9 protein-coding genes are annotated in these 11741 nt (G+C 71.2%); 6 read left to right on the top strand and 3 right to left on the bottom strand.

From position 1 onward, the window contains the following. Positions 1 to 3: 3 nt before the first annotated feature. The 3 genes from ACZ41I_RS28625 to ACZ41I_RS28615 all read left to right on the top strand — a co-directional run bounded on the left by ACZ41I_RS28625 (position 4) and on the right by ACZ41I_RS28615 (position 5221). Positions 4 to 1005: an esterase/lipase family protein gene (locus ACZ41I_RS28625; RefSeq protein WP_468515431.1), complete on the top strand. Its 1002-nt coding sequence runs from the start codon at positions 4 to 6 to the stop codon at positions 1003 to 1005. 70 nt (positions 1006 to 1075) lie between these two features. After that, positions 1076 to 4213, top strand: coding sequence for a sacsin N-terminal ATP-binding-like domain-containing protein (locus ACZ41I_RS28620; RefSeq protein ID WP_468515430.1), 3138 nt, complete (start codon positions 1076 to 1078; stop codon positions 4211 to 4213). Between the two features lie 177 nt (positions 4214 to 4390). Beyond that, complete coding sequence (locus tag ACZ41I_RS28615) at positions 4391 to 5221, top strand: hypothetical protein (RefSeq protein ID WP_363213781.1); 831 nt, start codon at positions 4391 to 4393, stop codon at positions 5219 to 5221. A 3-nt stretch (positions 5222 to 5224) separates the two neighbouring features. Here the strand turns inward: ACZ41I_RS28615 and ACZ41I_RS28610 are convergent, their stop codons facing one another. Continuing rightward, positions 5225 to 7621: an HAD-IC family P-type ATPase gene (locus ACZ41I_RS28610; RefSeq protein ID WP_399774315.1), complete on the bottom strand. Its 2397-nt coding sequence runs from the start codon at positions 7619 to 7621 to the stop codon at positions 5225 to 5227. A 46-nt stretch (positions 7622 to 7667) separates the two neighbouring features. Then, positions 7668 to 7934 (bottom strand): DUF2530 domain-containing protein, encoded by a 267-nt coding sequence (locus ACZ41I_RS28605; RefSeq protein WP_399774312.1) that lies wholly within the window; start codon positions 7932 to 7934, stop codon positions 7668 to 7670. Positions 7935 to 8124: 190 nt separating this feature from the next. Here ACZ41I_RS28605 and ACZ41I_RS28600 point away from each other — a divergent pair, with 190 nt between their 5' ends. Beyond that, a complete protein-coding gene (locus ACZ41I_RS28600) occupies positions 8125 to 9576 on the top strand; it encodes an NCS2 family permease (protein ID WP_468515429.1) in 1452 nt (483 codons plus the stop codon). 19 nt (positions 9577 to 9595) lie between these two features. Here the strand turns inward: ACZ41I_RS28600 and ACZ41I_RS28595 are convergent, their stop codons facing one another. Further along, on the bottom strand, positions 9596 to 9778 hold the full coding sequence (locus ACZ41I_RS28595; protein WP_363213785.1) for a ribbon-helix-helix protein, CopG family: 183 nt from the start codon (positions 9776 to 9778) through the stop codon (positions 9596 to 9598). Between the two features lie 154 nt (positions 9779 to 9932). Between ACZ41I_RS28595 and ACZ41I_RS28590 the strand changes: the two genes are divergently transcribed. Beyond that, positions 9933 to 10370, top strand: coding sequence for a MarR family winged helix-turn-helix transcriptional regulator (locus ACZ41I_RS28590; RefSeq protein WP_399774308.1), 438 nt, complete (start codon positions 9933 to 9935; stop codon positions 10368 to 10370). A 27-nt stretch (positions 10371 to 10397) separates the two neighbouring features. Beyond that, positions 10398 to 11741: an MFS transporter gene (locus ACZ41I_RS28585; protein ID WP_399774305.1), complete on the top strand. Its 1344-nt coding sequence runs from the start codon at positions 10398 to 10400 to the stop codon at positions 11739 to 11741.

Here is an 11741-nt window from a genome sequence, read left to right as displayed (position 1 = left end):
CCGATGGCGGATCGGAGTGTGTCCCGGGGGCGGTCGAACCGGCGGCGCGGCAGGTGGGCCGCGGTCTGCGCGGGGTTCGCCCTCGCGCTGGGCGTGGGGCAGGGGACGGGAGTTGCGGCGGGCGCCCCCGTGCCTCCGGTACCGCGGGGCAACATCCTCTCCGCCCCGGTGGCGTTGGTCGGGGGCACGGTCCACCCGGACGCGCCACCGGCCGGTGCCGACGACTGGAACTGCAGGCCCTCGCACGAGCATCCGCGTCCGGTCGTCCTGCTGCACGGGACCTTCGCGAACGCCTATGACGACTGGGGAGTGCTGTCCCCGTACCTGAAGCAGCTGGGTTACTGCGTCTTCGCGCCCAACTACGGTGCGCCGCCCGGTTCTCGGCTCAAGGCCACCGCACACGTTCCGGACTCCGCCCGGGAGATCGCCGGCTACGTCGACCGCGTACTGAGGGCCACCGGCGCCCACCAGGTCGACCTGGTGGGGCATTCCCAGGGCGGCGGTGTGACGCCCCGCTGGTATCTGCGGTTCGACGGCGGCACGGATTCCGCGCACCCGGAACGGAACAAGGTGCACAGCCTCATCGGCCTGGCGCCGTCCAACCACGGCACGACCGCCTCCGGCCTCGGCACCCTGACCACCAGGCTGGGGCTCGACCCGGCCGTGTCCGCCGTCGTCGGGCAGGCGTACTCGGACCAGATGGTCGGCTCCGAGGTGAACACGGAGCTGGACCGGGGCGGGGACACGCAGCCAGGGGTCGACTACACCGTCATCGCCACCAGGCTCGACGAGGTCGTCACCCCTTACACGCATCAGTTCCTGACCGCGGGACCGGGCGCGACCGTCAAGAACATCACGATCCAGGACATCTGCCCCCGGGACCTCTCCGAGCACCTCTCGATCGTGTACGACTCCAACGCCGCGCAACTCGTCCGCAACGCCCTCGACCCCGCCCACGCCCAGCCCGTCGGCTGCGGCCTCGCCCTGCCCGTACTCGGCGGCTGACCGCACCCGGACCCCGGCCGCCCCGCGCGCGCTGTACCTTCGTGCTCACGCCGACGAGGAGAGGGTGAACGTGAGCAGCAAGTACGTGCGGCCGGCAGCCGAGGGGGCCGACCCGTTCGGGACGGCCCGGCTGCGCCGTGGTGTTCTCGACGCCTGGGCGACCAGCCCCGCCCGCTTCCGCGAGGACGCCAACGCCGAGGAGGACCTGGTGCTGGGCGGCTACCGGGACCGCCTCGTGGTCGAGCTGGCGCAGAACGCCGCCGACGCCGCCGCCCGGGCGCGCACTCCCGGCCGGCTGCGGCTCACGCTCCGGGACGGGGTCCTCGTCGCCGCCAACACCGGTGCCTCGCTGGACGCGGCCGGTGTCGAGTCGCTGTCCACGCTGCGCGCCTCGGCGAAGCGGGACGCCGAGGTCACCCACGGTGCCGTCGGCCGGTTCGGGGTCGGGTTCGCGGCCGTGCTGTCGGTGACCGACGAGCCCGCGATCGTCGGACGGCACGGCGGGGTCCGCTGGTCCCTGGCCGAGGCGCGCGAGCTGGCCGGTGACATCGCCCGGCACAGTCCGGGGCTCGGCGACGAAGTCCGGCGCCGTGACGGCCACGTACCGCTGCTCCGGCTGCCCTTCGCCGCCGAGGGCACCGCTCCGGAGCCGTACGACACCGCCGTGATCCTGCCGCTGCGGGACGCGGCCGCCTTCGATCTCGCCGAGCGGCTGCTGAACGCCGTCGACGATGCCCTGCTCCTCGCCCTGCCGGGGCTGGCGGAGGTGGTGATCGAGGTCGACGGCGATCAGCCGCGCACGCTGAGGCGTCGTACCGAGGGCGCCGTCACCGTCGTGGAGGACTCGCGGGAGGGAGCCACGCGGTGGCGTACCGCTGCCGCCCATGGGCCGCTCACCCCCGACCTGCTCGCCGACCGGCCCGTGGAGGAGCGGCTGCGGCCCCACTGGTCGGTGACCTGGGCCGTGCCCGAGGACGCGGCCGGGCGTCCGGTGCGTCCTCGTACGACTGCCGTCGTGCACGCGCCCACCCCCAGCGACGAACCCCTCGGCGTCCCCGGCCTGCTCATCGCCTCCTTCCCCCTCGACACCACCCGCCGGCACACCGCGCCCGGCCCGCTCACCGACTTCCTGGTGCAGCGCGCGGCCGACGTCTACACCGAACTGCTCGCCGACTGGCGCCCGGTGACGGACGGGATCATCGACCTCGTGCCCGGGCCGCTCGGCAAGGGCGCGCTGGACGGGGCGCTGCGGCAGGCCGTCCTGGAGCGGCTGCCCCAGACCGCCTTCCTGCCGCCCGCCGCTCGGGCGAAGGAGGAGGACGACGAGCTTCCGGAGGCGCTGCGGCCCCGTGACGCGGAGATCGTGGAAGGCGGCGGGGCGGACACCGTGCGGGTGCTCGCCGAGGTGCTGCCCACGCTGCTGCCCGCCGGTCTTGAGCGGCGGGTGGAGCTGCGCACCCTCGGCGTCGCCCGGCTGCCGCTCGCCGACGCCATCGACCGGCTCGCCGGGCTGGAGAAGGACCCCGACTGGTGGTGGCGGCTCTACGACAGCCTCGCCGGGGTCGACCCCGACCGGCTGTCCGGGCTCCCTGTGCCGCTTGCCGACAGGAGGACCACGATCGGGCCCCGGCAGGTGCTGCTGCCCACCCCGGACGGCGCCCGGATCGATGCGGACGTCCTCGGGCGGCTCGGGCTGAAGGTCGCCCACGAGGACGCCGTGCACCCGCTGCTGGAGAAGCTGGGCGCGCTGCCCGCCACGGCACGCGCGGTGCTCACCACCCCGCAGGTGCGGGCCGCCGTCGCCGCCTCGCTGGACGACGAGGGCGGGATCGGAGGCTGGGAAGAGGACGCTCCGGATGCCGAGGAGCTGGCCGACACCGTGCTCGGACTGGTGCGCGACGCGGGCCTGGAGCCCGGGGACGAGCCCTGGCTGGGCGCGCTGGCGCTGCCCGACGAGGACGGGGAGCTCGCCCCCGCCGGTGAACTCGTCCTGCCCGGCAGCCCGTTCGCCCGGGTGATCCGCGAGGGCGAACTGCCCGCCGTGGACCATGACCTGGCGGAGAAGTGGGGCGAGCAGCCGCTGGCCGCCTGTGGGGTGCTCGCGAACTTCGCACTGGTCCGCGCCACCGACGTCGTCCTCGACCCGGATGAGCTGGAGCCCCGGGAGAGCGACTTCGCCGAGCCCGATGACGCCGGTCTGCTGGACGCCGTCGACGTGTGGTGCGAGGACATCCTCGACCGTTTCCCGGACAGCCCGGTGCCCCCGGTCGCCACCGAGCTGGTCGCCGTGCGCGATCTGGACCTGGTGGACGACGCGCACTGGCCTCAGGCCCTCGCGCTGCTCGCCCAGCCGCCGCTGCGGGACGCCCTCACCCAGCCGGTCCGCATCCTGCTGCACGACGGCACGCACGACACCGTACGGCCGTACACCGCGTGGTGGCTGCGCGGGCACCCCGTGCTGGACGGCCGGCGCCCGGCCGGTCTGCTCGCGGCCGGCGGGGATCCGCTGCTGCGCGGGCTGTACGACGAGGCCGACGCCACCGGGTTCGAGGACGAGCAGGTGCTGCGGGCGCTGGGCGTGCGCACGTCCGTGGCGGCCCTGCTGGACGAGCCCGGTGGCGCCGCCGAGCTGCTGGACCGGCTGGCCGACCCGCAGCGGCCGGTCACGCCGGCCCAACTGCACGGGCTGTACGGGGCGTTGGCGGAGCTGGATCCGGAGCAGGTGACCCTGCCGGACGAGCTGCGGGCGGTGACCGACGGGCGTGTGGAGGTCGTGGACGCCACCGAGGCCGTCGTGGTCGACTCGCCGGACCTGCTGCCTTTCACCGCCGGGGTGCCGCTGCTGCCCGTCCGGCCGGCGCTGGCCGCGGAGCTGGCGGAGCTGTTCCAGGTGCGGCGGCTGAGCGAGTCCGTCACCGGCGAGGTGCACTCCGAGGGCACCGAGCACGAGGTGCCGGAGCCGGTGCGGGTACTGCTCGGGGCGCGGACGCCGCGGACGTACGTCGAGCACGGGGAACTGGTCGTGGACGGCGTGGAGATCGACTGGCGGCTCACCGGCGACGGGGTGCTGCACGCGGCCACGCTGGAGGGCGTCGCGGCGGGCCTGGCCTGGGCGGCGGGGCAGTGGCCGCGGCGCTTCGAGGTGGCGGCCCTGCTGGAGGACCCGTCCCGGACGGAGGAGCTGGCCAGGGACCGCTGGTTCGACTGACACCGCCATTCACGGCCACGGGAATTCGCTGTAGTAAACATCTCGTCATGGAAGCGCAATCCGGCCATAAAATCTGGCCGGATTGCGCTCTTGCCGTACAACCAGCACCGGGGGGCAAGGATCTGATCGCGTGAGTCAACCGACTCCCCGATCACTTCTCCCTCCAGGGGAACGCACATGCGCATACGTGCCACCGTGGCCGCCGTCTCCGGCGCCCTGGCCCTCACCGCCCTCGCAGTCCCGGCCGCGCAGGCCGTCACCGACTCGGGCACGCCGTACACCCTGAACGTCAGCTTCTCGAACGTCACGATCGCCAAGGCGATCAAGGTCGGCAGCACCAACAAGGTCAGTGCGACGTACTCGTACACGCTGACCCACGGCTCGGACGTGGACATCACCGCGAGCGACTTCGTCACGGACGCCTTCCTCTACCACGGCACCTACAGCGACTCGTCCCCCGAGCTGTACGGCGACAACGAGGCGAGCTGCACCCCCACCTCGTCCACCACGGCCACCTGCACGGGCACGGTCGACATCTACCCGACCGACGCCGACCCGAAGATCGCGGACGCAGGCACCTGGAACGTCGCCGCCGAGGCCGTCGCCTTCAACGGCCAGGACCAGCAGAACCCCGACATGAGCAAGGTCGGCTACAAGGACCAGAGCGGCCTGGGCACGACCCTGGTGCAGCGCTACTCGAAGCTGACGACCACCGTGAGCTCGACGTCCGTCTACAAGGGCAAGACCTTCACGGCGTCCGGCAAGCTCTCCCGCGCCGACTGGGACGACAACCTGTACCACGGCTACGCCAACCAGCCGGTCAAGCTCCAGTTCCGCAAGTCGGGCACGAGCACGTACACCACGGTCAAGACGGTGTACACGGACGCGTACGGCAACCTGAAGACCAGCGCGACCGCGAACTACAGCGGCTACTGGCGTTACAGCTTCGCCGGTACCACCACCACCCCGTCGGTCAGCGCCACTGGTGTGTACGTCGGCGTGAAGTGACCCTCAGTCCGGGAACCGGCGGTCGACCCACTTCCACAGGAACTCCAGGGCGGCCGCCGCCACCACCGCGATGCCGACGGCGGTCCACGGCATCTCCAGGCCGACCAGCTTCAGCGCGAAGAAGGCCTGCAGCCCCGGGACGGCCAGGACCAGCAGGAACGCCACGCCCATAGCGGCCACCAGGGTCACCCGCCACCAGGTGTAGGGACGGGCGACGATCGCCAGGATCCACATCGAGACGAGGAACAGCGTCAGGGTGGCCGCACTCGTCTCGGCGTCCAGCCGGCCCGGCCCGGTGTAGGAGTGGCGGGCGATCAGATACATCCCGAAGGTCGCCACCCCGGCCACCACGCCGGCCGGGACCGAGTACCGCATCACCTGCCGTACGAAATGCGGTTTCGCCCGCTCCTTGTTGGGCGCCAGGGCCAGGAAGAACGCCGGGACGCCGATGGTGAGGGTGGACAGCAGGGTCAGATGCCGGGGCAGGAACGGATACTCCACCTGCCAGCACACCACCAGGACCGCCAGCAGCACCGAGTAGACGGTCTTCACCAGGAACAGCGTCGCCACGCGCGTGATGTTGCCGATCACCCGGCGGCCCTCGCCCACCACCGACGGCAGGCTCGCGAAGCTGTTGTCGAGCAGCACGATCTGCGCGACCGCCCGCGTCGCCTCCGAGCCGGAGCCCATGGCGACCCCGATGTCGGCGTCCTTCAGCGCGAGCACGTCGTTCACGCCGTCGCCGGTCATCGCAACGGTGCGCCCGTGCGACTGGAGCGCTCCCACCATGTCCCGCTTCTGCTGCGGGGTGACCCGCCCGAAGACGGTCCCCTCGTCCAGCGCCTCGGCCATGCCGGGCCGGTCGGCGGGCAGGTGCCGCGCGTCCACCGCCGTACCCGCCAGCCCCAGCTTGGCGGCGACCGCGCCGACCGACACCGCGTTGTCCCCGGAGATGACCTTGGCGCGGACGTCCTGGTCCGCGAAGTAGCGCAGCGTGTCGGCCGCGTCGGGCCGCAGCCGCTGTTCCAGGACGACCAGGGCGGTGGGGCGGGCGCCGCGGGCCGGCTCGGGATCGTCCAGGTCACGGCCGGCGCGCGCCAGCAGCAGCACCCGCAGCCCCTGCTCGTTCAGGCGCGCGGTGGCCGCCAGCGCGGGGTCGCCGTCGGCGAGCAGGACGTCCGGTGCGCCGAGCAGCCAGGTGCTGGTGTCGCCGTCGGCCTCGCTGAACGCGGCCCCGCTGTACTTGCGGGCCGAGGAGAAGGGCAGTGACTCCACGCACCGCCAGTCCTCGCTGTCCGGGTAGGCGTCGATGATCGCCTGGAGGGAGGCGTTGGGACGCGGATCGGACTCGCCGAGCGCGCCGAGCACCTTGCGTACGTACTCCTCGTCGGCCCCGTCCAGCGGCCGTAGCTCGGTGACGTCCATGCCGCCCTCGGTGAGCGTGCCGGTCTTGTCCAGGCAGACGGTGTCGACTCGGGCCAGTCCCTCGATCGCCGGCAGCTCCTGCACCAGGCACTGCTTGCGCCCGAGCCGGATGACGCCGATCGCGAAGGCGACGGAGGTGAGCAGCACCAGCCCCTCGGGGACCATCGGGACGATGCCGCCGACGGTCCGCGCCACCGCGTCCTTGAGTCCATTGCTCTTGACGACGAGCTGGGTGATGACGAGTCCGACGGCGGCCGGGACCATCATCCAGGTGACGTACTTGAGGATCGTGGAGATGCCGGTGCGCAGCTCGGAGTGGACCAGGGTGAAGCGGGAGGCCTCCTCGGCGAGCTGGGCGGCGTAGGCCTCGCGGCCCACCCTGGTGGCCTGGAAGGCGCCGCCGCCCGCGACCACGAAGCTGCCGGACAGGACGGGGTCGCCGGGGTGTTTGACGACGGGGTCGGCCTCGCCGGTGAGCAGCGACTCGTCGATCTCCAGCCCGTCGGCCTCCGCGCACACGCCGTCGACCACGACCTTGTCCCCGGGCCCGATCTCGATCAGATCGTCCAGCACGATCTGGTGGGTGGCGACCTCGGTGGCTGTGCCGTCCCGGCGTACGGTGGGCCGGGCCTCCCCGATCACCGCGAGCGAGTCGAGCGTCTGCTTGGCCCGCCACTCCTGGACGATGCCGATGCCGGTGTTGGCGAGGATCACGAAGCCGAACAGACTGTCCTGGATCGGCGCGACGAACAGCATGATCAGCCAGAGCACGCCGATGATCGCGTTGAACCGGGTGAAGACGTTGCCCCGGACGATCTCGCCCAGCGACCGGCTGCTGCGGACCGGAACGTCGTTGACGAGGCCGCGGTGGACGCGGTCCGCGACCTCGGCACCGGTCAGTCCGGCCGCGGGTCTCTTCGGCAGGGCCACGGGGTGCACAGGGTCGAGTTCGGCGCCCGCGTCTATGTGGCTCATGACATCGACGGTACGTGCGGATGTGCCGCCCTGCCCGCTTTGGGGGTTACTCGGCCGGCGTCGCCTTCGGCCCGGCCGCCCTCTTGATCGCCGCGTCCCGCCTGCGCACGTACCAGATGCCGATCAGCCCCAGACCGCCCCCGGCCAGGCAGGTCCACAGCCACCACAGATGCCCGTGGTCCTCGAACCAGCCGTAGAACGGCAGCTGGACCAGGAAGAGCACGAACCACACGATCGTGCCGCCGGTGATGGTGGCGACCACGGGCCCCTCCAGGGGCTCCGGCGCCTCGTGCTTGGGGGTCCACTTGGCCATGCGCACAGCTTAAGCGGCGCCCCTTCGCTGCCTCGTCCCCGCTCGCCCCGCTCGTCCCCGGCTTGTCTACGCGCGGAGATAGCGATAACGCAGTCATACGTTCATACTGAAACCGTTTGCCTTTGACCACTTCTGCTCGTATGAAACTCCAACGGGGCTCGGGGGAACCCCGTCGGAGATGAGGTCTCGCATGTCCACCTCGGCACCTGCCAAGGCGCCCACCCCCGAGAAGCCGGGCGGCGCGCCCGCCTTCGGCGCCCTCGACCGCTACTTCCGGATCTCCGAGCGCGGCAGCTCCGTCGCCCGCGAGATCCGCGGCGGTTTCGCCACCTTCTTCGCAATGGCGTACATCATCGTGCTGAACCCGATCATCCTCGGCAGCGCGAAGGACATGTACGGCCACCACCTGGACAACGGTCAGCTGGTGACGGCGACCGCGCTCACGGCCGCGTTCACCACCCTGCTGATGGGCGTCATCGGCAACGTCCCGATCGCGCTCGCCGCCGGCCTCGGCGTGAACTCGGTCGTCGCCCTCCAGCTGGCGCCCCGGATGTCCTGGCCGGACGCCATGGGCATGGTCGTCCTCGCGGGCATCGTGGTCATGCTGCTGGTCGCCACGGGGCTGCGCGAGCGCGTGATGAACGCCGTGCCGTTCGGCCTGCGCAAGGCCATCTCGATCGGCATCGGCCTGTTCATCATGCTGATCGGCCTGGTCGACTCCGGCTTCGTCACCCGTATGCCGGACGCCGCCCAGACCACCGTCCCGCTGCAGCTCGGCACGGGCGGTCATCTGCACGGCTGGCCGGTGCTGGTCTTCATCCTGGGCGCGCTGCTGACCTTCGCGCTGATCGTCCGCAGGACGCCGGGCGCGATCCTGATCTCGATCGTCGGCATGACCGTCCTGGCGGTGATCCTCAACGCGGTCACCACGATCCCCACCTGGGGTCTGACGGTCCCGAAGTGGCCGGGCAACCCGGTCTCCACCCCCGACTTCGGCCTGATCGGCCAGGTGAGCCTGTTCGGCGGGTTCTCCAAGGTCGGAGTGCTGACCGGCATCCTGTTCGTCTTCACGGTCCTGCTGTCGTGCTTCTTCGACGCGATGGGCACGATCATGGGCGTCAGCGACGAGGCCAAGCTGACCGACGCCGAGGGCTACATGCCGGGCATCAACAAGGTGCTCTTCGTCGACGGCCTCGCGGTCGCGGCGGGCGGTGCCAGCTCCTCCTCGGCCACCACCGCGTTCGTGGAGTCCACGGCCGGGGTCGGCGAGGGCGCCCGTACGGGCCTCGCGAACGTCGTCACCGGCGGCCTCTTCGCCGTCGCGCTGTTCCTCACCCCGATCGCCACGATGGTCCCGTCCCAGGCGGCCACTCCGGCGCTGGTCGCGGTCGGCTTCCTGATCCTGTCGAACTCGATCAAGGAGATCGACTGGGCCGACTACACCATCGCGATCCCGGCGTTCGTGACGATGCTGATGATGCCGTTCACCTACTCGATCACCAACGGCATCGGCATGGGCTTCATCACCTTCACGGTGCTGCGCCTGGCCGCCGGCCGGTTCCGGGACATCCCGGTCGCGATGTACGTGGTCTCGGCGGTGTTCGCCTTCTACTACCTGATGCCGGCCCTGGGCCTGACCTGAGCCATGGCCTTCTGCGGCGTCAGGTGACCCCGTAGAACTTCTCGGTCTCCTCGACGGCGGCCTGGAACCGCTCGTCGAAGTCGTCCCGGATGAGCGTGCGGACCACATAGTCCTGCACGCTCATTCCTCTTTTCGCCGCATGGTGCCGGAGCCTTTCGAGCAGCTCCCGGTCCATCCGCAGGCTGAGCACACTGGTCCCCATGGGTACGAGGGTCGCCATATCCGGCCACCCGGTGCGTCACTTTCCTGAACCGACTCACTCATATGGGTGATCGTCGGAGTCAGTGGCGGGTATCACGCGGTATCGCGCGCGTCACGGTGGTCTTTAGCGAGAGTAATGAGTTACGCTAAGGAACATGCCGGACCTCTCCCATGGCGACGACGCAGCCGCCGTGAACTCCCTCCGCTCCGCCGTGATGCGGTTGTCCCGTCGGCTCAAGCACCAGCGGGTCGACGAGTCGCTGAGCCCCACCGAGATGTCGGTGCTCGGCACCCTCTCCCGCTGCGGCTCGGCCACACCGGGCGAGCTGGCCCGCAAGGAGCACGTCCAGCCGCCGTCGATGACCCGCATCGTCGCGCTGCTCGAAGCCAAGGGGCTGGTCCGGCTGGAGCCGCACCCCGAGGACCGGCGCCAGAAGGTCGTCACCCAGACCGAGCAGGCCGAGGCGATGCTCGAGGAGAGCCGCCGCAAGCGCAACGCGTTCCTGGCCGGCCTGGTCGAGGGCCTCGACGAGGACGAGTGGGCCGCCCTGCGCGCCGCCGCCCCCGTGCTGGAGAAGCTCGCCCATCTGTAACGACGTATCGCAAGGAGGCGAACCCTTTTGAGTACGGGACCCGGAAAAGATTCCGCCCCCGCACCAACCACTTCTACCCCCACCTCCCGCAAGTCCTCGATGTTCAGCTCGCTGAAGATCAGGAACTACCGCCTCTTCTTCATCGGCCAGGTCGTCTCCAACACCGGCACCTGGATGCAGCGCATCGCTCAGGACTGGCTCGTCCTCAGCCTCACCGGCTCCTCCGCGGCCGTAGGCATCACGACGGCCCTGCAGTTCCTGCCGATGCTGCTCTTCGGCCTCTACGGCGGCGTCCTGGTGGACCGTCTGCCCAAGCGCCCCACGCTGCTGGCCACCCAGTCGTCGATGGCGGTGACCGGCCTCGCGCTCGCCTTCCTCACCCTCTCCGGCCACGTCCAGGTCTGGCACGTCTATGTCGCCGCCTTCGCCGTCGGTCTCGCCACGGTCGTCGACAACCCGGCCCGGCAGTCCTTCGTCGCCGAGATGGTCGGCCCCGGGCAGCTGCAGAACGCGGTCAGCCTGAACTCCGCGAACTTCCAGTCCGCCCGCCTGGTCGGCCCCGCCGTCGCCGGCCTCATGATCACCGGGGTGGGCACCGGCTGGGCGTTCCTCGCCAACGGCCTGTCCTTCGCCGCGCCCCTCACCGGCCTGCTGCTGATGCGCGCCCGGGAACTGCACGTGGTCGAGCGTGCGCCGCGGGGCAAGGGCCAGCTGCGCGAGGGCCTGCACTACGTGGCCAGGCGGCCGGAGCTGGTCTGGCCGATCGTCCTGGTCGGCTTCATCGGCACCTTCGGCTTCAACTTCCCGGTGTGGCTGTCGGCCTACGCGGACGACGTCTTCCACTCCGGCGCCGGCTCCTACAGCCTCTTCAACACCCTGATGGCCGTCGGCTCCCTGGGCGGCGCCCTGCTGGCCGCCCGGCGCGGCACGGCCCGCCTGCGCATCCTGATCGCCGCCGCGCTGGCCTTCGGCACGCTGGAGGTGGTGGCCGCGCTGGCACCGTCGTACTGGCTGTTCGCATTGCTCATGGTCCCCATCGGGGCCTTCGGTCTGACGGTCAACGTCACGGCGAACACGGCGGTCCAGATGGCCACCGACCCGGCCATGCGCGGCCGGGTGATGGCCCTGTTCATGATGGTCTTCATGGGCGGCACGCCGCTGGGAGCGCCGGTCGTCGGCTGGATCACCGACACGTACGGCGCAAGGGTCGGCTTCGCCCTCGGCGGCGTCGTCTCCGCCGCGGCGGCCTCGGTGATCGGCCTGGTCCTGGCCCGCATCGGCGGCCTGCGGGTGACGCTGCGCTGGCACCGCGGCCATCCGCGGCTCCGCTTCGTGCCGAAGGAGCGGGAGGACCTGGCGACGGCGGCGTAG

It is taken from the genome of Streptomyces sp. NPDC030799 (genome assembly GCF_055572255.1).
The sequence above is the reverse complement of the archived record's forward strand: the minus strand, read 5'-3'. Positions and strand labels throughout refer to the sequence as shown.

Bases quoted from the DNA above. Each gene is read 5' to 3' on its own strand.
- ACZ41I_RS28595 (WP_363213785.1), bottom strand. From the start codon at position 9,778: ATGGGGACCAGTGTGCTCAGCCTGCGGATGGACCGGGAGCTGCTCGAA.
- ACZ41I_RS28605 (WP_399774312.1), bottom strand. From the start codon at position 7,934: ATGGCCAAGTGGACCCCCAAGCACGAGGCGCCGGAGCCCCTGGAGGGG.
- ACZ41I_RS28590 (WP_399774308.1), top strand. From the start codon at position 9,933: ATGCCGGACCTCTCCCATGGCGACGACGCAGCCGCCGTGAACTCCCTC.
- ACZ41I_RS28610 (WP_399774315.1), bottom strand. From the start codon at position 7,621: ATGAGCCACATAGACGCGGGCGCCGAACTCGACCCTGTGCACCCCGTG.
- ACZ41I_RS28600 (WP_468515429.1), top strand. From the start codon at position 8,125: ATGTCCACCTCGGCACCTGCCAAGGCGCCCACCCCCGAGAAGCCGGGC.
- ACZ41I_RS28625 (WP_468515431.1), top strand. From the start codon at position 4: ATGGCGGATCGGAGTGTGTCCCGGGGGCGGTCGAACCGGCGGCGCGGC.
- ACZ41I_RS28615 (WP_363213781.1), top strand. From the start codon at position 4,391: ATGCGCATACGTGCCACCGTGGCCGCCGTCTCCGGCGCCCTGGCCCTC.